Raw genomic sequence first — 19,274 nt, forward strand, 5'->3', positions numbered from 1 at the left:
CCGGGCGCGGCCAGATACCCTTCGGAGCGCGGGTCAAGCATGGCACCACCGCGGTTCAACACGATCCCGTAAGGGGGGCGCAATGGGATGTCCGCATCTGCAACACCGTCAAGGTATTCACGCAGGGCCGCAAGGCGTTCGACATCAAAGAATTGCGCGCGATAGACGCCGGGGAAGACTTCTTCCCACAAGTCCTTAACCGCATCTTCGGTTGTCGGGTCTGCCCAAGCCTGTTCCACAGCCGCGCGCAGTTTTGGATCGAAAATAGAGCTGTCGAGCTGAGGCAGCTTAGCCTCGCTCTCCGTCTGCCATTCTGACCAAGCGCGTTCAAACAGATCGCGGTTCTGGTTCCAGAATTGTTGGACAGAGAACTCGCGGTTGAGCATTTGTTCCCGGCTTGGGCGCGCAATGGCACGGGCTTGTTGAAGAGATGAAAGGGTCATTTAGAAGCATCCTTCTTATGTTGGAGCAGGTTTGACATGCAACACTTATTGATCTCTCTCAGCTTGATAAACGGGCGTATTTTGTAATCAAAATTCGGTTAATGGATATAATCGTCAGTTCGGGTTGGGGCGCAGTTTTTCTTCAAAATCCTATTTCGGAAAAACGAATGGCGCGGCGAGCCGAAGCCCGCCGCGCCATGCCGAACGCGCCTTGTGGTGCGTTATACGTCTACGACCACCTTGCCGATAGCCTTGCCGCTGGCGAGGCGGTCATAGGCTGCACCGACCTCTTCAAGGGTAAACTGGGGCTCATCCACGACCGGTTTCAATGCGCCGCTATCAACCAGATTTGCCAGTTCGGCCAGGATTGCACCGTGGTCTGCGCGGTCTTTGTCATGCAACATCGGGATCAGCATGAATACGACATGCAGTGAGGCACCCTTGAGGTGGGCGGGGGACAGGTCAAGCTCTGCCAACGCGAGCGTCGTGGCGACATGGCCGTTCAGGGCGACCGCGTTGAATGAGTTCGTCAGGTTGCCAGCGCCGACTGTATCCAGCACCGCGTCAAAACCTGTGCCGCCTGTGTGTTTGGCGACGTAGTCCTCGACGGTTTCCGCCTTGAAATCGATCGCTTCGGCACCAAGAGCGCGCACAACAGATAGGCGTTCGTCGCCGCTGTCGGTGGCATAGACATCTGCGCCGAACTCACGCGCCAATTGCACGCCGATGTGCCCGACACCGCCAGAACCGCCATGCACGAGTACCTTCTGACCCTCGCTTACGCCGGCCCGCTTGAGCCCCTCATAAGCGGTGATCCCGACCAGCGGGATCGCGGCTGCTTCGCGCATGGATAGGGATTTCGGCTTTTTCGCGATCAGCCGTGCATCAGCCGGCATGTATTCCGCCAGAGCGCCCTGAAGGTTGGCCAGACCACCGGCGCAGCCATATACTTCGTCGCCCACGGCGAAACCGGTCACACCCTCGCCGACTTCTTCAATCGTGCCAGCAAAATCCATGCCCAAAACAGCAGGTGTAGCGGGGGCAAAACCAAGATCCGTGCCCATATTGCGGATCATCATGTCGATTGTGTTGATACTAGTTGCTTGAACGCGAACAACCACATGACCGGTGTCTGCGGTTGGTTTGGGCAGCTCGGTCAATGCAAAGGGGGAGTTGGGTCCGTATTCGGAGAGGGCCATGGTTTTCATCGGGTTTTCCTTTCGATGTGTTTGTTGACACAGAACTAACACGTCTGAATATTTGGGTAATCGGTGCAATTCGGAGTTCAGTTTTCGGATTCTGAAGGTAATGCTGTCATCTGTGCGTGAACGGCGACAAAACAGAAAGAACCGCACCGTGAATACCGGCGCGGTTCTTGAGTAGTGCCCTTAAAAAGGGGGGGTTAGTTGATGTCTTGAACCTTCATGACCAGATCGCCCCAATTGCGCTGGTTCTCGATGTCGTGCTCAAGCCCTTGTTCGTCAGCCACTGTGAAACGCTTGATGGCCGGGGTTTTGCTGGTCGCTTGATAAAGCCAATAGGCCTCTGCCTTCAGGGCTTCTTCAATTGGTTTGTCGATAGATTCGTAAACCATCTGCTTACAGGCGTTAATCGAAGCCGCGGGAAATTTGGAAATGCGCTGCGCAAGCGCGTCAACGTAGGGGCCGATCTCATCGGGCTCGAGCGCCTTGTTGATTGTGCCGAACCGTTCCGCATCATCTGCGTCGTAATCATTTGCGCTAAGGATAATTTCCAACGCTTTGCCCAAACCGGTTTGACGGGCCATGCGCGACGCGCCGCCTCCACAGGGCAGAATGCCCATGCCGACTTCCATTTGCATAAACTTGTACTTGCCACGCGCGGCGAACCGCATGTCGAGCGCCAGTGCCAGTTCATGGCCGCCGCCACGTGCAAACCCTTCCAGCTTCGCAATGGTCGCTTGCGGCACCCTGCTAATCCGTTCGCACACCATTTGCAGGTCAAGCAATACCGCGTTTTCGCGCGAAACGGCTTCGATCGCCATATCTTTAAGAAGCTCCGTATCATAATGCGCCACCCAGATTTCGGGGTGCGCCGACTGGAAGATTACAACCTTTGTATCGCGGTCCCGCTCTAGCCGCATGGCAAGGCTGTTCAGGTCTGCGAGCATCTCTTGCCCCTGAATGTTGACCGATCCATAATCGAACGTCACGGTCGCGATGGCATCTTTGACATCGACGCTAAACGTTGTGAAATTCTCGTACTTCATAGCATCTCTCCGTTGTGGTGCCCTGTTTTGCGCAGGGCTTGAGTTGTGAGCCGAAGCTCTTTTTCGTGCCCCTATGATGAGATGATCCAAATCTTGGATAAACGGGGGTGAAGTTAGCTACAGAATTCGGATTTTGAATATAAATTGCGTGCCGCTTTATTGCTGAGTCGATGCCCGTCTTTCTTCGACGCGCAGACCAATTTCTGCTCAAGGTGCGCCACACTCTGGATCAAAGTGTCTCAAACTGTCTCACGGTGAGACAGTTTGCGCGATCAAGCCCCGCGTGGGCGTCAGCACCGTTGTTCTGCGGCCTAACAGGATCAATCCTCACCATAGCGTTCATGCGGCAGGGAGAGGCCGCGCACATGGGAGGAGGAATTCATGTCACCAACACGCGAAGAACAGCATTGGATGTATCGCAATATGGTCACGAGCCGGAGGTTCGAAGAGGCCATTGCGAAGATCTATTTCGAGGGAAAATCACCGGCCTTCAACATGGCCAACGGGCCGATCCCGGGTGAAATGCACCTGTCCGACGGGCAGGAGCCAGTGGCGGTGGGGGTTTGTGCGCACCTGACTCCCGAGGATGTGGTCACAGCCACCCACCGTCCACACCATCAGGCCATCGCCAAAGGCGTCGATCTGGACAAAATGGCCGCCGAGATCTTCGGTAAGAAAACCGGCTTGTCCGGTGGTCGTGGCGGACACATGCATCTGTTTGATGACAATGTGAACTTTGCCTGTTCTGGCATTATCGCGCAGGGTATGGGCCCCGCCGTGGGGGCGGCGCTCAGCCGCAGGATGCAAGGCAAGCCGGGCGTCGCCGTGGCCTTCGTCGGTGAAGGCGCGGTGAACCAGGGCGGCTGGCACGAGGCGATGAACCTCGCTGCCGTATGGAACCTGCCTTTTATCTGCGTGGTCGAGGATAACGGCTGGGGCATTTCTGTCGCCAAAGAAACCGCCAGCAGCATCGGCAGCCATGCAGACCGCGCGGCGGCTTATGGCATCCCCGGCAAACGGATTGAGGGCAACGACCCCTATGCCATCTTTGAAGCAGCAGGCGAGGCGATTGCCCGAGCACGAGCGGGTGAAGGCCCATCGCTGCTGGAATGTGAAACCTACCGTTTAGCGGGCCACTTTATGGGTGACGCCGAGGCCTATCGCCCCGAAGGGGAAAAGGACGCGCTGTTTGAAAAGGATCCGATCCCCAAAATGAGGGAAAGATTGCTCGCCGAAGGTGCTGCCAGCGAAGCGGACTTGAACACGATCGAGGAAGAATCTGCTGCGCGCGTTGATGCCGCGATCAAGTTCGCCCGCGAAAGCGATGATGCAGCCCCCGAAGATGCGCTGACGCGCGTGTTCGCGGCATAAACGGGAGGGAGAGACATGACCAAATCGAACGAGAGAAAACTGACCATCGCCCGCGCTATGGCCGAAGCCACCGCACAGGAAATGCGCATTGATCCCTCCGTCTTTGTGATGGGCGAGGACATCGGCCCTCTGGGTGGCGTCTATGGCAACACCCGTGGGTTAATCGAAGAGTTCGGGGCGGAGCGCATCCGCGACACACCGATTTCGGAAACTGCCTTTATCGGTGCCGCTGTTGGTGCGGCGCAGGATGGCATGCGTCCGGTGGTCGAACTGATGTTCGTCGACTTCTTTGGCGTCTGCTTTGATGCGATCTACAATCTGATGGCCAAGAACATCTATTTCTCCGGCGGCAACGTGAAAGTGCCAATGGTTCTGATGACCTCAACCGGTGGTGGCTATTCCGATGGCGGCCAGCATTCGCAGTGCCTGTACGGCACCTTTGCCCACTTGCCGGGAATGAAAGTTGTGGCCCCATCCAATGCCTATGACGCCAAAGGGTTGATGACGGCCGCCATGCGCGACGACAGTCCGGTGGTTTACATGTACCACAAGGGGCTGCAGGGCATGGGTTGGCTTGGTACCGAAGCGGGCGCGACTGTGCATGTGCCGGAAGAGCCTTACACGCTGGAAATCGGCAAGGCCAAGGTTGTGCGCGAAGGCAAGGACGTATCCATTGTCAGTTGCGGCATGGGCGTTCACAACGCGCTGAAGGCCGCCAAGAAGCTTGAAGACCAAGGCGTCAGTGCCGAAGTCGTCGATCTTGTCAGCCTTGTCCCACTGGACCGTGACACCATCCGCGCAAGCGTCGCCAAGACCGGCAGGCTGATCGTCGTGGACGAGGACTATATGAGCTACGGCCTGTCCGGCGAAATCATCGCCTCCGTGACGGAGCATGATATCTCGGTTCTCAAGGCCGCGCCAAAACGCGTTGCCTTCCCCGATGTGCCGATCCCATTCGCGCGGGTGATGGAGCAGTTCTGCCTGCCCAACCCTGACAAGATCGTCGCTGCCTGGGACGAGATGCAAGCGGCCTGAGCCGAACCAAAACCAACAAATCACTAATCAACGGGGTCGCATGCAGCGCGACCCCGAACAGGAAAGGACACTTCAAATGGCAACAGATATCGTCATCCCATCCGACCTCTGGGAAGAGGACGAAGAAACAGTGATCACCGGCTGGCTTGCTGATGATGGCGCGACCGTCGAAGAAGGCGCGTTGGTGGTCGAGATTATGACCGCCAAAGTGCAATACGAGATCAACGCACCAGCCTCTGGCACCCTGCGGATCAAGGAAGAGGCCGATGCCGTTGTGCCCAAGGGCGCCGTCATCGGGTCGGTCGAATGACCAAGGTCGTCCCTCTCAAAGGCGTGCGCGGCATGATCGCGGATGCCATGACCAAAAGCCTTGCGACGGCAGCGCAGCTGACCCACCACGGCAGCGCCGATGCGACGGCGCTGATGGCCGAAAAAACACGCTTGGGCGCGGCAGGTACCAAGATATCTGTTGAGGATCTCTTGATGCTGGCCGTGGTGCGCGCCCTGAAAAAGAACCCCGACGCAAACGGACGTGTCGAGGGGCGCGAGGTGCATCTGTCTGATGCGGTTGACCTGTCGGTGGCTATCGCCTTGCCCGGCAATCTGTTGGTCGCCCCTGCCATGTTCGGTGCCGATGCAATGGATGTGACCGAATTGCGTGCGGCGCGGCAGGATTTGGCCGCGCGGGCCAAGGTGAACAAGCTGACCGTGACGGAAATGACGGGCGGCACATTCACCGTCTCCAACCTTGGCCTCACGCGGGTGGAACATTTCACTCCGATCATCAATGCGGGCCAAATCTGCATCCTTGGTATTGGGCGTATGACGGATCGCGCGGTGCGGGGCGCGGATGGCGGGATCGAATTGCGCCCCCATGTGGGCCTGTCGCTGACCTTTGATCATCGCGCGCTTGATGGCGCACCAGCGGGTGATCTGCTGACTTCCATCTGCGAAGAGATCGAAAGGATGGCGGTGTGAACGCACCTCTCACATATGTGGAGGGCGTGGCAGAGGGGCTTGCCCTTGAGGCCGCGGCCTTCGCGGCGCAAGGTGCTGTAACCTGTCTCTGGAGCCCACGCCGCCGCGCGCTTGTCTGTCCGGCGAGCCTGAGGCTCAAACCCGGATTTGAAACGGCGAAGCGTAATTCAGCCACGCGCGGCTGGCCTTTGCATCTGCGCCCCACGGGCGGCGGCGCGGTCCCCCAAGGGCCGGGGGTGTTGAACCTCGCGCTGGCGTTTACCGCTGATCGGACGTTCTCCATCGAAGATGGTTACCGCCTGATCACACGGATCATTCAGAATGCAATCCCCGCCGGTTGGGCAACGGGTGCGACCCCGAACAGCTTTTGTGACGGCGCATGGAACCTGTCCCTGAACCGCCGCAAAGTCATTGGCACGGCGCAGCGCATACGCCCTGTTGGCAACGGGCAGCGCCGCATTCTGGCGCATGCGCTGATTTTGGTGGAGGGCGATCTGGCCGCCGGGGCCGCAGCCGTCGATGCGTTTCACCGTGACCTTTCCCTTGGCCCAATCGACGCGGGTGTTCACACGACGTTGGACAGGGCCATCCCGTCGCAGCGTGATCCGATGAACACATTGGCCGCATCACTCAATGAAATAGCACAGCGCGACATTCTGCGCGCAACACAGCATTTAGGCCGCCGAGCGGCCTGAACCCAAACCCGCGTTAACAACAAGGGTAATCGATACCAAAGAGGAGGAACCAACCCATGACAGCCTATTCAGTTCTGGCCGTGACACCCACCGACGACAGCTGGATACCCGGCTATATCGAGCCGGTCGGCAAGATCATCGCCAAACATGGCGGCAAGTATATCGCGCGCACAACCAGCCACGAACAGGTCGAGGGGGATGACCAGCCCGCAGCCCTGCGCGTCATCCTCGAATGGCCGGATGCGCAGCCGCCCGCGACTTCGTGAATGATCCGGACTACGCGCCCTATCTCGAGGCCCGCCACAAAGGATCGACCAGCGTTCACTTCATCATCGACGGCAAGGACGAGCTTGCCTGAGAACCTTAAGATACCCAGCAGTGTCCTTGCGAATTCCGCTCCTGCCGACGGCCTGTGAGGACGACAAGAAAAGCCAAATAAACCCACAATGTGATTGTGATCTGTACTCTATCACACCTCGCACGTGAGGCTCGGCGAAATGACGGAGCAACGCGCTCTGGTCGCCTTTGACAGGCGGTCCTTATTTACGCGACGGTGGGCCGGCCTGCTTCAGGTCGGCCGCCGGATCTCGTACATTTTCAGTTTCCGGTTAATCGTTGCGCGCCCCATGCCAAGTACACGAGCAGCTTCGCTGACATTCCAACGGCTGTTTGCGAGCGCATCAAGGATCATGCTGCGTTCGTCATAGGCGGTTACCGGATTGGCGGGTACAATGGCGCAAACCGGTTCCGGTATCGCAGAGGCCAGAGGAGCGCCAACACAGGCTTGTTGCAAATCAAGCAGGTTGATCCGGTTGTCCTGTGACGTTGCCAATGCGTTCTGAAGCGCGCCGCGCATTTCGCGGACATTGCCATGGAACGGTAGGCGACAAAGCGCATCTTTGGCCTCGGCACTGAAGGTGACGTTACAACCAGTCAGCTGCGCGCACAGGGCCTGTGCCAGAACCTCGGGATGTTCACGCCTTCGGAGAGGGGGCAGGAAGACCTTTGAGCCTGTTAGAAGATAAAATAGGTCGTCTCTGAAATGCCCCGCGTTGACGGCGTCTATCAAAGGTTTGCGGCTGGTGGAAACCACACGCAGGCGGCTGTCATGCCCATGGTCATCCGTTTGGTGGCGGTGTTCTTCCTGTTCATTCAGGAAACGTCGCAGCTCTGCCTGCGAAGTGCGCGGCAACTCGTCCACATTGTCAAACACCAAGGTAGCGCGGACGCCCTTGCCATAGGACATTCTTGAAACGACGCGGGCTTGCTCAATGACCCTGCGCAAATGGTCTGTGTCGGCGTCACTCTCGCCAAGCGTCGCACAATCCAGATCGAAAACCGGTACGTCAGGGGCATCGGTTTGCAGCAATGCGGCCACAAGCGCGGATTTCCCGGTTCCAGTTTCGCCTTCCAGATGCAGCATGGCTGTGTCTTCCAAGAGGGTTCGCGCACGGCGACAGGCGGCAGCCATGCTATGACTTCCGGTCGCCAACTGCTGTAGCGATGGTGGCAAGCGCCGTTTGCGCGCAGGGCCGGGCGGCAGCGGCTTGGACACCCGTTGGGGTGCGGCGGTCTTTGGCACAGCAACCGTCAGGTTCACGGCGGCCCCATGATTGGCTGGAAGCGAAAGTACCCTCTCGGGCACATTCACCAGCCGATTGCTGTCGACGTGAAAGATCGCCTCGAACGCCTGCCCCCTCAGCGATGCAGCGTTTGCACCGTCAAGGCAGGCGGAAACGGTCGAAGTGGCACCGATAATCATCCCTGCTTCGTTCACGGCGACCAGTGCATCGTCGGATAGGACGTGATCACGCCCCACACGAGAGACCGTCACAAGCATCGCGTCGTTGAATTCCTTTTCAAACAGGTTGCGCTGAATGCGATGCGCAGTCTTTGCCAACAGCTGCTGCCCAAACAGATAATCCGCGCGATTGCCCCGATCGACAGAGACAAGATTGATTGCACCAATCATCCCCCCGTTGGCATCCAGAACCGGAACGCCGGTACAGGCGAACTGTCTGAGCGTCGAAAAGTAATGATCCGCACCGCGCACAGTGATTGCGTGCCCCGTTCGCAAGGCCATGGATACGCCGTTTGTACCGGCCACGCGTTCGTCCCAACATGACCCAAGAGCGATGCCGTTCCATCCGTCAGAGCCACTCGTCGCCCCGCTATGCTCAATCCGAACAGAGACGCCATCGGCGTCGGTGACAACCAGACAATGACCGATTTCGCCCGCGACCGAAGCGAGATGTTGAAAGAAGCCCTGCCTGCCGCCGGTGCTCTCGACAATCTGTTCAAGTCGGGGGGCAACTTCGGAGGATTGGAGGCGCATGATAGGCCGCCCGGTATCGTGCCGCAGGTTATACTGCCGCGCACACCGGTCCCAGGATGCGGCAATCGCATCCGTTTGATTTGAGGTAATGAAACCTCTCATCACGTCTCCTCCCGACTCTTAGCTTAATGCGCAATCCCCTGGATCGGCAAACGTTTTGGGACGCCTCAGGCGCCAGCCAGCTCACGAATAGCCGCCATCAGTTGCGCGACATGTGCGCGGTCGGCGGCGGCGGGATGGGGCCGTGCGATGCGTCCGGCATCGTTGTCGTAATACTGCCCCGAGGCATTGGCGAATTCCTCGGACACTGCCGCACGGCGCAGGATGTCCGCCCCGATCCGCAGGTCATTGCCCGCCATTCCATAGGATTCCTTGACCATTTTTGTGGCAAGAAGAGACCCCGGGTTGACCGAGACAAACACCGGCCCTTCGGGGTGTTCGCGCGCCAATTCCTGCGACCAGATTGTCAACGCCAGCTTGCTTTGCGCGTAGGCTTCATTGTGGCCAAGCTGTTGCTCACCGCGCATGGCCTTGATGTTGACGGGCGCTTGTGCTGCTGAGGAAAGGCTCACCACGCGACCGTCTTTTGGGATGATCGGCAGCAGACCAACGGTCAAAGCCCAGGGCGCGATTGCGTTGACCATGAAACGCACATCCAGCCCGCTGTCTGTCTGTGTGTTGGGAACCTTCAGAACCCCGGCATTATTGATCAACACATCCAGGGTGTCATGTTTGGCACGGACATCTGCCACCAAGGCGTTAACATCCCCCAGCAGCGAAAGGTCAGCGCGGTAGGTTTCCGGATCGCCCCCGACCTCGCGTGCCGCGGCTTCCAACTTGTCCGCGCTGCGCCCGTGCAACAGGACGTTGTGGCCCTCGGCAGTCAGCGTCTTGGCTGTCAAAAGGCCGATCCCGTCCGTCGCGCCGGTGATAAGAATTGTCTTGGTCATGTGAATGTCTCCTCAGGTGTGCAAGGCGCGGGTGGGCGCTCTTTAATAGCGAACCAACGTACGGCTCTCGATGCTTTGGCGGGGCGCCGTGACTGTCGGGTCCTCGACCAGATCAATCGCACTGTGGCCAACGCAGGGGCGGCCGGAATTGTCGTAGATGTTGAAAAACGCGACCTCGTCAGGCGTCATCCGTGAGCGGTAAACCCATTCGTGCGCGTCGTCTTTTGCCAACCCCATCACCTGGCCTTTGCGATCGGGGTAGATCAAGTCAATCACGATCCAATCTGCGTCTCTGACCGTCGACGGCCGAATAAAGCCAAGAGGTGCAGAATTGATCGGGTTCGCGATCGGGCGCCAGACGTTGATAAAGGCATAATGACCCTGCGCCCATTCATCGGCCTGTCCGGGGCCGAGAATATCCACAAGACGCCTTTCCGCACCCTCGCGGCTATAATCGCTGTGGACGTGGCGGGCCGGGCGGCGCTTGGCCTGCGGATCATCGATGCGCACTGTATGATCAAAGGTGATCACCTCTGTTGCGCCAACTTCCTGTTTCAATAGATCGGCCAGTTCGGCATCATATCGGCTTTGCCAATTGCCACCTTTGAAATCAAATATAGCCGTTGGGGAGTTGGCAAAAGCAAAGCCATCCTCTGCAAAATCCGTGGCGGCCTCGCAGTTCCGTTGATCCTTCACTGCGATTTTGGCTGCGGAAAACTCCGGCTCGATGAGGTTGCCAGCAATGCCATCCACATCAATTTCGAACGCCTGCCGAAACGGCTTGTGGACGTGATAATTCACGGTTCCGGTCTGTGTCATCAGAGCCTCCTTTCCATCATGATCGGGCCAGTCTGCTCGGCGGATTACCGCAAAAGCCTTGAGTTGATGTCATCCTTAGGATGCGAATTTATACCTTGTGCTTCGTGCAATAAACTGCCGAGAGTGGAGTTCACTTTCTTGATTTTGGGTATAATCAATGGACACCGATCACCTGCGATTGTTCGTAATGGCAGCAGAGCGGCTCAATATCAGTGCTGCGGGTCGTGAACTTGGCCTTGCACCTGCCGTGGCAAGCGCCCGCCTCGCCAAGTCGGAAACCGAGCTTGGGGTGGAGCTGCTACGCCGCACCACCCGCAAGGTTTCATTGTCACTGGAGGGGGCGGATTTTCTACCCTATGCCCGCGAAATTCTTGCGCAGTCAGAGGCCGCATAGGCGGCGTTGGGCGGCAAGGGTGTCGGTGCCCATGGCACCTTGCGCTTTGCCGCGCCCAGCAGTTTCGCACAACTGCACATCATGCCGCTCTTACCCGAATTCCAAACCCTTTTCCCCGATTTGACGCTGGACCTGCGCCTGTCGGATACCAGCTTTGATGCCATCGAAGGCAGTTTTGATTTGGCCCTTAGAAGTGCCCCGCTGGCGGACAGCAGTTTGAAAGAGCGAAAGTTGTCGGATGACACTCGCGTTCTGTGTGCATCGCCAGGCTATCTGGACGCCCACGGTACGCCCACGCGCCTATCCGACCTGTTGAACCACCGTTTCATTGCATGGTCCAACCTTGAACCACGGGAATTGCTTAGCACCGAGGGTGAAATTGCAAAGCTTGATCCGCAAGCCATGACATGCCGCACAATCGTTGATGACGGCGACGCGCAGCGCGAGACGACGGTATCAGGTGTCGGAATTGCAATCAGTTCGCTGTGGAACATCGAACGCGAAGTCGCGGCAGGACGCCTGGTCCGTGTGCTTCCGGAATGGTCCTTGAACGAAGCGACGGTCCTTTGGCTGGTCTATCCCCGCTCCAATGTTTTGACACCAAAAACAAAAATATTCATAGATTTCCTGATCAAACGGTTGGGAAACCGGTCTGCCTGGTCGATGTGATACCACGTATCTTCGAGGCATGGGTCCAATCTTCAAACTCTCAGGTGTTTCGGTGAACTTGCAGTTCCGGTGTGGTGGGTATTCAGAGCACATTTCGGGGGCTAAACGTCCTATTCGACACTGCAACAAATATCGCGCATTTACTCGGAATAGGGGAAGTTTCATGTGACGATGTATCGAGAGCTGAAAGCGCAAACTCGGCTCTCAGACAACGGTTGCGTTCTGAAGGTAGTGAATAGCCCCTAGATTTGTAGACGCTTTCTTCCCTAACTTTGAGGCAAGAAGGCCGTTATGGGGAAGCCAAATTTCAGTGAAGATTTCAAGCGCGATGCAGTCCATCGGATAACAGTGCGGGGATATGCCGTTCGCGAGGTTTCGGAGCGGTTGGGCGTCAGTACATATTCGCTCTACAAATGGATGAAGCTCTACGCAAAAGCTGGGTCACAGACATCATCTGTTGACCATGAAGCTGAGAACCGCAGGCTCAAGCGTGAGTTGGCCCGTTTGGCTGGGATCCGGGCAGAGATCGGGTACAAACGTAAGCCGGGCAAGTATGGTGGAAGGCCGTCAGTCGTCGTCGACAACACGTTAGACCGGCAGTTTGATGTAACAGCGCCAGACACCGCCTGGGTGTCCGATATTACTTACATCAAAACCTATGAGGGGTTTCTCTATCTGGCGGTTATCATCGACCTTTACTCACGACGTGTGATCGGCTGGGCGACACAATCGCGGCAACCAACAGACCTCGTGCTGCAAGCCCTTCTGATGGCTGTCTGGCGACGCAAACCGAAGCGACGTGTCCTGATCCACACGGATCAAGGCAGCCAATACACCAGCAGGGACTGGGCAGCGTTTCTGCGGGCCCACAATATCGAACACTCGATGAGCAGGCGGGGGAATTGCCATGACAATGCGCGCGTCCATTGTCCTCGGACCAATGGCGGACAAAGACTTGCCTGAGAGCTTCTTCAACCTGCTCAAACGGGAACGCAACGGGGAAACCCAAGCTGCCCCGGGCACCATTTAAACTCTCCGTTGAAAACTTCCCCGCCGTAGACGCCCGCATTGGCTCCTTCCGCTTCCGATGACCCTCCGGCTTGCAGTTTCCGCTTCTTGGCGCGAGGTTGCGATCGTGGGCGTTCGCTTTGGGAGAGGCGGCGTGGACAGCATATTTGGGGGAGGACAGACCGATGGCGGTTGATGCGGGGCGGTTGACGGATTTTGCGACGGCTATTTTGGCGCATGCGGGGCAGGATGCCGGGCGGGCGGCGAAGGTTGCGGCGCGGTTGGTGGGGGCTAATCTGGCGGGGCATGACAGTCACGGGGTGGGGATGATACCCGCCTATGTGGACGGTATTCTTGCAGGGCAGTTGGACGCTGCGGCCGATATCGAGCTGGTGCAGGACAAGGGGCCGTTCCTCTTGGTCGATGGCCACCGTGGCTTTGGCCATATCGTGGCAGAGCAGGCGATGACGCTGGCGATTGATCGTGCGCAGGCCCACCATTTCGCGACGCTGTCCTTGCGCAACAGCTTCCACCTTGGGCGGTTGGGCGACTGGGGCATCATGGCGGCGGAGGCGGGGTTTATCTGCATCCTTTACGCGAATGTTCAGTCCGCGCGCCCCCTCGTGGCACCGTTCGGCGGCAGTGATGCGCGGTTTGTCACCAATCCTTACTGCACGGCGATACCGGCGACCGAAAAGCATCCGATGTTTGTGCTGGATATGGCGACCAGTACCATCGCGATGGGCAAGGCGCGAGTGGCTCAGCTTAGCGGCAAGCCTGCGCCCGAAGGGGCGTTGATTGATGCGCAGGGCAATGCCACGCGCGATCCGTCGGTGGTATTTGACGGTGCGGGCGGGGCGTTGACGGCCTTCGGGCAGCATAAAGGGTTCGGGCTCGCCTTGCTGGGGGATATCTTAGGTGGATCGTTCAGCGGGGGCGGGGCCTATGCACCCGAGCGCGAGGTGCCCGACCGGATCGTGAACAACATGATGGCGATCTTGATCGATCCGAATGTCTTTGGTCTTGCGCAAAGCTTTGGTGTGGATGTGGACAGCTATACAGATTGGGTAAAAGCATCCCCCGCAGCGCCCGGAACGGCGGGGGTGCAGTTCCCCGGCGACCCCGAAAGGCGCAGTACGGCAGAGCGATCGGCCAAGGGTATTCCGCTGGATGCAGGCACATTGGCGCAACTGACGGCGGCGGCGCGAAAGGCGGGTGTTCCCGCGTCAGAACATCTCTGCTCTACCTCTGATTGACGTCACTCTGCGCAGACGCGCCTCGCGCGGTCTTTTGTTGACTCAAGGAAAGGCGCGCTCTTATCCTTTTCCACAGGGCGGAACCACGTTTCACAAGAAAACGGGCCGCTAACCCTGCCGCAGACACGAATGTTCCGTGCCGCAGGATTTTCTGGGAGGAAAGATATGAACGTATTGAAGACGACGGTCGTGGCATTTGGGCTCACGGCTTCCATGGCGTTCGCGCAGGATCTGGACCTGCCGCGTCAACTGAGCTGGACAGCCTATGACACCGGGTCGGCGGGCTATAATCAGGCCGTGGCAATCGGTGCTGCGTTGCAAGATGCCGCGGGGGTGAACCTGCGCGTGCTGCCGGGCAAGAACGACGTGTCGCGCACAGAGCCATTGCGACAGGGGCGGGTTGAATTCTCGGCCACGGGTGTGGGCGGTAGTTTTATGGCGCAGGAAGGTGTGTTTGATTTCGGGGCCGAAAACTGGGGCCCGCAGCCGATCCGCGTGCTGCTGGCGAACAACGGCGGCGCGATCAACCTTGCGGTCGGTGTCGCGGGCGATCTGGGGATCGAGACCTATGCCGACCTCAAGGGGAAGCGCGTGTCCTATATCGTTGGTGCCCCTGCGTTGAACGTGAACACCGAAGCCTATCTGGCCTATGGCGGCTTGACCTGGGACGATGTGGAGCGGGTTGATTTCGGCGGGTTCGGGGCCAGCTGGACCGGCCTGATCGAAGGGCAGGTCGATGCGGCTTTTGCTTCGACCAACTCGGGCAAGGCATATGAGGCCGAAGCGGGGCCGCGCGGGCTGTTCTGGCCGCCGATTGATCCCGACGACACCGAGGGTTTCGCCCGTATGCAGGAGATTGCCCCCTTCTTCACGCTGAACAAGGCCAAGGTCGGGGCCACCATCGACGGGACCGACGGCTATCAGGGCGCGGGCTATGCCTATCCGGTGCTGACCTCGATTGCGGCCACGGACGAAGCGCTGGTCTATAATATGACCAAGGCGATGGTAGAGCTGTTCCCGAAATATGACGGCAATTCCCCCGGCATCGGTGGCTGGGCGCTGGACAAGCAGAACATGGAATGGGTGGTGCCCTACCACGAAGGGGCGATCCGCTATTTCGAAGAAGTGGGCGCTTGGTCTGACACCGCGCAGGCGCATAACGACACACTTGTGAAACGCCAAGAAGCGCTGGCCGCGGCATGGGAAGCGACGAAAGCATCCAACCCTTCTGACTGGGAAGCCGCCTGGTCCGAGGCGCGCCGCAAGGCCTTGGCAGACGGCGGGTTCTCTGTCGTTTTCTGAACCTTTCCAAAGTTCGGGGCGGGCTGGTCATGGTGCCGGCCCGTTCCTGCTGTGCCGCTTACCGGCCTGTACCCCCTAATATGAAAGCGTTTTTATGACCGATCCCGATACATCGCGCACCCCGCAGCCGAAGTTCGAGGAGGTGGCGATTGACGGTGCCACCCCGGCAGAGCGGATCTCGGGGGTGGCACGTTGGGTCGTGGTGATCACCACGCTGCTGTCGCTGGTGCTGGTGGTCAACCAGCTGTTCAACCTTCAGCTTTTCGGGATTGTGCTGATCGACGGGCGGTATCTGTATATCCTTGGGGGGATGTTCCTGGCGTTGACGTTCCTTATCTTTCAGGCCCGCGGCGGCAAGGGGGGGGAGCCGACATTGCTGGACTGGGTGCTGTTTGCCGCTTCGGTCGGGACCACGGGCTATCTGGCGCAGACCGCGCAGCAGAACCTGTCGCAGGGGTGGGAATATGCAGCCCCTGAAACGGCGCAATATGTCTCGGTCATATTCTTCTTTCTGATCTTGGAGGCAACGCGGCGGGCAGGGGGGCTGGTGCTGTTCCTGATTGTCACGCTCTTTGCGTTCTATCCAACCTTCGCGGGCCACGTGCCGGACCCGTTTTCGGGCTTTCAAAGCACGTTTCTGCAAACGGTACCTTACCATATCTATTCCGCCGAAAGCTCTTTCGGCATTCCGATGAAGGCGTTCGGCGGTGTTGTCATCGGCTTCATCCTGTTCGGCGCGGTGCTGCAACGGACAGGCGGCGGGCAGTTTTTCAATGATCTGGCGCTTGGGCTTGTGGGCGGCTACCGCGGGGGCGCGGCGAAAGTGTCTATCTTTGCCAGCGGCTTTATGGGGTCGATGTCCGGCTCTGTCATCTCAAATGTCTTGACCACGGGGGCGGTGTCGATCCCCGCGATGCGCAAGACCGGGTTCTCGGCCAAGACCGCCGCCGCGACCGAGGCCTGCGCCTCGACTGGCGGGGTATTGATGCCGCCGATCATGGGGGCGACGGCCTTTGTCATGGCGTCCTTCCTGTCACGCCCCTATGTCGAAATCGCGCTGGCCGCCGCCATTCCGAGCATTCTGTTCTACTGGGGGCTGTTTGCCCAGATCGACGCCTATTCCGCGAAACGCGGGCTGCGCGGATTGCCCAAGCCCGACCTGCCACGGCTGCGACAGGTGATGATAGAAGGCTGGCCCTATATCTTCGTTTTCGCGCTGCTGCTCTATATGATGATCGGGCTGCGGCAGGAATCCTCTGCGCCCTTCTATGCAACCGCGTTGCTGTTGGTGGTGAACCAGTTCCGCGCCAGCCATCGTCTGAACCTGAGCCGCCTTGGCAATATGATCGTCGGTGTCGGCATGGGGCTGTCAGAACTGACCGCGATCCTGCTGGGGGTCGGGCTGATCGTTGGGTCGTTCTCGGCCACGGGGCTGGCGGGCACATTGGTGAACGAGCTGGTGTTTCTGGCCGGCGACAGCACGTTGATCCTGTTGCTGATGGGGGCGATCACCGCCTTTATCTTTGGCATGGGGATGACGGTGACCGCCTGCTATATCTTCCTTGCGGTGGTGCTGGCCCCCGCGCTTGAGGCCGGCGGGCTGAACCAACTGGCAGTGCATCTGTTCATTCTCTACTGGGGCATGGTCAGCTATATCACACCTCCGGTCGCGCTTGGCGCTTTTGCGGCCTCGACCATGGCGGGGTCCAACCCGATTGCCACGGGGTTCGAGGCGATGCGCCTTGGCGGTGTCATCTATATCGCGCCCTTCTTCTTTGTGCTGAATCCTGCGTTGATTGGTCAGGCCCCCGCGTGGGAGGTCGTCGTCGCGCTCAGCTGTGCGATGATCGGGGTGACCCTGATCTCGGCGGCGCTGCAGGGGTACATCAGCCTTGTCGGCCCGATTGAAGGCCGTGGGGCGCTACCGATGCGGGTCGCGCTGTTCTTTGGCGGCGTGCTGATCGCCATGCCGCAGAACGATCTGGCCGGTTTGGGCTACAGCCTGTCCTTCCTCATCGGGGGCGCCCTTTGTGCGCTGCCGATGTTGCGGGCGTGGCAGGCGACCTCCGCCGCGCGCGTCACCCCCTAAGGCGAAGATGCCGGTGCGCGCTTGTCGCGCGCCTTTCCCCGCAGCCGTGTGCCTGCCGGTTACATTTTAGGCGATCCCGATCTTTGGTGCCAAAAAAAGAGGCGCGGCTAGGGGTGTGTCCTGCGACATGCCATTTTTTCTAGCGACTCCGCCACTGCCCTAGGCATCTTGGCCTTGTGCCGACACAGGCAACACCGTCGCACGGCCAGCGATCCTGGCAGATGTAACAAGCCATGCGACGATCACAACAATATGCTGCGCCTCCTGTCTAACGTGCTTGGGGGCCCCGGAAAAGTGCGTTCTGACGCGCGGGGTAGCAGCGCCAACAGGGGATAGAAGATGACAACATTCACCAAACTCGCCGCCTGCGCGACCGCAGCATTGATGGGCTCCACCTCGCTGGTGATGGCGCAGGACTGTGCCGATCCGGTCAAGGTCGGCGTGCTGCACTCGCTGTCAGGGACCATGGCGATTTCCGAGACGACGCTGAAAGACACCATGCTGATGTTGATCGACGCGCAGAACGAAAAGGGTGGCGTATTGGGCTGCGAGATCGAGGCGGTCGTGGTTGACCCTGCCTCCGACTGGCCGTTGTTCGCAGAGAAGGCGCGCGAGCTGCTGACCGTGAACGAGGTCGACGTGATCTTTGGCAACTGGACCTCCGTGTCGCGCAAATCCGTGCTGCCCGTGATCGAAGAACTGAACGGCCTGCTGTTCTACCCCGTGCAATACGAGGGCGAGGAATCATCCAAGAACGTGTTCTACACAGGTGCCGCGCCCAACCAGCAGGCGATCCCTGCGGTTGATTACTTCCTCGAAGAGCTGGGGGTCGAGAAATTCGCCCTGCTCGGGACCGACTATGTCTATCCGCGTACCACCAATAACATTCTGAAATCCTATCTGATGTCCAAGGGCATTGCCGAAGAAGACATCTTTGTGAACTACACCCCGTTTGGCCATTCCGATTGGGCCACGATCGTGGGCGATGTCGTGGCACTGGGTCAGGACGGCAAGCAGGTGGGCGTTGTGTCGACCATCAACGGTGACGCGAACATCGGTTTTTACAAAGAGCTCGCAGCGGCAGATGTGTCGGCGGATGATATCCCCGTCGTTGCCTTCTCGGTGGGCGAGGAAGAGCTGTCGGGGCTCGATACATCGAACCTTGTCGGGCATCTGGCGGCGTGGAACTACTTTATGTCCGCAGACACCCCTGCAAACGCTGAATTCATCGAACAGTGGAAAGCGTCCATCGGCGACGACAAACGCGTGACCAATGACCCGATGGAGGCGCATTACATCGGCTTCAACATGTGGGTGAATGCGGTTGAACAGGCTGGCACCACCGATGTCGATGCCGTGCGCAGCGCGATGTACGGGCAGACCTTCCCGAACCTGACCGGCGGCACCGCCGAGATGCTGGTGAACCACCACCTGTCCAAACCCGTGCTGATCGGCGAGATCACGGCGGACGGTCAGTTCGACATCATCAGCCAGACCGATCCGGTGCCCGGTGATGCCTGGACAGACTTCCTGCCCGAAAGCGCTGTGCTGACCTCCGATTGGAAAGATCTGGAATGCGGCATGTACAACACCGAAACGGAAACCTGCGTTCAGCTGACCTCTAACTACTGATCCTAACGCCGGGGCGGGCAGGCTGACTGGCCGCCCCATCACCTTATTTC

Annotated in this window: 15 protein-coding genes and 2 pseudogenes; 12 read left to right on the forward strand and 5 right to left on the reverse strand. The window is 58.9% G+C overall.

Annotated features, from left to right (window positions below):
- Positions 1–664 precede the first annotated feature (664 nt).
- Together C1J04_RS04735 and C1J04_RS04740 are read right to left on the reverse strand one after the other, a co-directional pair.
- Positions 665–1,651, reverse strand: coding sequence for a zinc-dependent alcohol dehydrogenase family protein (locus C1J04_RS04735; protein ID WP_009826183.1), 987 nt, complete (start codon positions 1,649–1,651; stop codon positions 665–667).
- A gap of 194 nt (positions 1,652–1,845) precedes the next feature.
- Entirely contained in the window at positions 1,846–2,691 is an 846-nt protein-coding gene (locus C1J04_RS04740; protein ID WP_009826184.1) for an enoyl-CoA hydratase/isomerase family protein, read from the reverse strand.
- A 381-nt stretch (positions 2,692–3,072) separates the two neighbouring features.
- Here C1J04_RS04740 and C1J04_RS04745 point away from each other — a divergent pair, with 381 nt between their 5' ends.
- The 6 genes from C1J04_RS04745 to C1J04_RS04770 all read left to right on the forward strand — a co-directional run bounded on the left by C1J04_RS04745 (position 3,073) and on the right by C1J04_RS04770 (position 7,036).
- Positions 3,073–4,062, forward strand: a complete 990-nt coding sequence (locus C1J04_RS04745; protein ID WP_254655146.1) for a thiamine pyrophosphate-dependent dehydrogenase E1 component subunit alpha — start codon at positions 3,073–3,075, stop codon at positions 4,060–4,062.
- Between the two features lie 15 nt (positions 4,063–4,077).
- Positions 4,078–5,097 (forward strand): alpha-ketoacid dehydrogenase subunit beta, encoded by a 1,020-nt coding sequence (locus C1J04_RS04750; RefSeq protein WP_009826186.1) that lies wholly within the window; start codon positions 4,078–4,080, stop codon positions 5,095–5,097.
- Between the two features lie 76 nt (positions 5,098–5,173).
- Positions 5,174–5,407, forward strand: coding sequence for a biotin/lipoyl-containing protein (locus C1J04_RS04755; protein ID WP_005851830.1), 234 nt, complete (start codon positions 5,174–5,176; stop codon positions 5,405–5,407).
- Positions 5,404–6,075 carry a 2-oxo acid dehydrogenase subunit E2 gene (locus C1J04_RS04760; protein WP_009826187.1) on the forward strand — a complete coding sequence of 224 codons (672 nt, stop codon included), beginning with the start codon at positions 5,404–5,406 and terminating at the stop codon, positions 6,073–6,075. The genes C1J04_RS04755 and C1J04_RS04760 overlap by 4 nt, the downstream gene beginning before the upstream one ends.
- On the forward strand, positions 6,072–6,770 hold the full coding sequence (locus C1J04_RS04765; protein ID WP_009826188.1) for a lipoyl protein ligase domain-containing protein: 699 nt from the start codon (positions 6,072–6,074) through the stop codon (positions 6,768–6,770). Before C1J04_RS04760 ends, C1J04_RS04765 begins: the two co-directional genes overlap by 4 nt.
- A gap of 56 nt (positions 6,771–6,826) precedes the next feature.
- Complete coding sequence (locus C1J04_RS04770) at positions 6,827–7,036, forward strand: DUF1330 domain-containing protein (protein WP_009826189.1); 210 nt, start codon at positions 6,827–6,829, stop codon at positions 7,034–7,036.
- A 302-nt stretch (positions 7,037–7,338) separates the two neighbouring features.
- Here the strand turns inward: C1J04_RS04770 and C1J04_RS04775 are convergent, their stop codons facing one another.
- The 3 genes from C1J04_RS04775 to C1J04_RS04785 form a co-directional block, all read right to left on the reverse strand.
- Positions 7,339–9,105: a sigma-54-dependent Fis family transcriptional regulator gene (locus C1J04_RS04775; protein ID WP_162797823.1), complete on the reverse strand. Its 1,767-nt coding sequence runs from the start codon at positions 9,103–9,105 to the stop codon at positions 7,339–7,341.
- A gap of 167 nt (positions 9,106–9,272) precedes the next feature.
- A complete protein-coding gene (locus tag C1J04_RS04780; protein WP_009826192.1) occupies positions 9,273–10,055 on the reverse strand; it encodes an SDR family NAD(P)-dependent oxidoreductase in 783 nt (260 codons plus the stop codon).
- A gap of 42 nt (positions 10,056–10,097) precedes the next feature.
- The gene (locus tag C1J04_RS04785) at positions 10,098–10,874 is read right to left on the reverse strand and encodes a CmcJ/NvfI family oxidoreductase (RefSeq protein ID WP_009826193.1); all 777 of its coding nucleotides are present in this window, start codon (positions 10,872–10,874) and stop codon (positions 10,098–10,100) included.
- A 157-nt stretch (positions 10,875–11,031) separates the two neighbouring features.
- On the opposite strand from C1J04_RS04785, the pseudogene C1J04_RS04790 reads away from it, so the two are divergent.
- From C1J04_RS04790 to urtA, 6 genes and pseudogenes are all read left to right on the forward strand, one after another.
- Positions 11,032–11,937: pseudogene (locus tag C1J04_RS04790) on the forward strand (LysR substrate-binding domain-containing protein).
- Positions 11,938–12,228: 291 nt separating this feature from the next.
- Positions 12,229–12,931, forward strand: a pseudogene (locus tag C1J04_RS04795) (IS3 family transposase); the annotation flags it as partial.
- A 199-nt stretch (positions 12,932–13,130) separates the two neighbouring features.
- Entirely contained in the window at positions 13,131–14,201 is a 1,071-nt protein-coding gene (locus tag C1J04_RS04800) for a malate/lactate/ureidoglycolate dehydrogenase (RefSeq protein ID WP_009826197.1), read from the forward strand.
- Positions 14,202–14,366: 165 nt separating this feature from the next.
- Entirely contained in the window at positions 14,367–15,503 is a 1,137-nt protein-coding gene (locus C1J04_RS04805) for a TAXI family TRAP transporter solute-binding subunit (RefSeq protein ID WP_009826198.1), read from the forward strand.
- A 94-nt stretch (positions 15,504–15,597) separates the two neighbouring features.
- Positions 15,598–17,592, forward strand: coding sequence for a TRAP transporter permease (locus C1J04_RS04810; RefSeq protein ID WP_009826199.1), 1,995 nt, complete (start codon positions 15,598–15,600; stop codon positions 17,590–17,592).
- 339 nt (positions 17,593–17,931) lie between these two features.
- Entirely contained in the window at positions 17,932–19,224 is a 1,293-nt protein-coding gene (gene urtA, locus C1J04_RS04815; RefSeq protein ID WP_009826200.1) for an urea ABC transporter substrate-binding protein, read from the forward strand.
- Positions 19,225–19,274: the final 50 nt, after the last annotated feature.

Origin of the sequence: Sulfitobacter sp. SK025 (assembly GCF_003352105.1) — a bacterium.
Lineage (GTDB): Bacteria > Pseudomonadota > Alphaproteobacteria > Rhodobacterales > Rhodobacteraceae > Sulfitobacter > Sulfitobacter pontiacus.

Excerpts from the sequence above, each read along its gene's own strand:
- C1J04_RS04735 (WP_009826183.1), bottom strand. The coding sequence starts at position 1,651 with ATGAAAACCATGGCCCTCTCCGAATACGGACCCAACTCCCCCTTTGCA.
- C1J04_RS04740 (WP_009826184.1), bottom strand. The coding sequence starts at position 2,691 with ATGAAGTACGAGAATTTCACAACGTTTAGCGTCGATGTCAAAGATGCC.
- C1J04_RS04745 (WP_254655146.1), top strand. The coding sequence starts at position 3,073 with ATGTCACCAACACGCGAAGAACAGCATTGGATGTATCGCAATATGGTC.
- C1J04_RS04750 (WP_009826186.1), top strand. The coding sequence starts at position 4,078 with ATGACCAAATCGAACGAGAGAAAACTGACCATCGCCCGCGCTATGGCC.
- C1J04_RS04755 (WP_005851830.1), top strand. The coding sequence starts at position 5,174 with ATGGCAACAGATATCGTCATCCCATCCGACCTCTGGGAAGAGGACGAA.
- C1J04_RS04760 (WP_009826187.1), top strand. The coding sequence starts at position 5,404 with ATGACCAAGGTCGTCCCTCTCAAAGGCGTGCGCGGCATGATCGCGGAT.
- C1J04_RS04770 (WP_009826189.1), top strand. The coding sequence starts at position 6,827 with ATGACAGCCTATTCAGTTCTGGCCGTGACACCCACCGACGACAGCTGG.
- C1J04_RS04775 (WP_162797823.1), bottom strand. The coding sequence starts at position 9,105 with ATGCGCCTCCAATCCTCCGAAGTTGCCCCCCGACTTGAACAGATTGTC.
- C1J04_RS04780 (WP_009826192.1), bottom strand. The coding sequence starts at position 10,055 with ATGACCAAGACAATTCTTATCACCGGCGCGACGGACGGGATCGGCCTT.
- C1J04_RS04785 (WP_009826193.1), bottom strand. The coding sequence starts at position 10,874 with ATGACACAGACCGGAACCGTGAATTATCACGTCCACAAGCCGTTTCGG.
- C1J04_RS04800 (WP_009826197.1), top strand. The coding sequence starts at position 13,131 with ATGGCGGTTGATGCGGGGCGGTTGACGGATTTTGCGACGGCTATTTTG.
- C1J04_RS04805 (WP_009826198.1), top strand. The coding sequence starts at position 14,367 with ATGAACGTATTGAAGACGACGGTCGTGGCATTTGGGCTCACGGCTTCC.
- C1J04_RS04810 (WP_009826199.1), top strand. The coding sequence starts at position 15,598 with ATGACCGATCCCGATACATCGCGCACCCCGCAGCCGAAGTTCGAGGAG.
- urtA (WP_009826200.1), top strand. The coding sequence starts at position 17,932 with ATGACAACATTCACCAAACTCGCCGCCTGCGCGACCGCAGCATTGATG.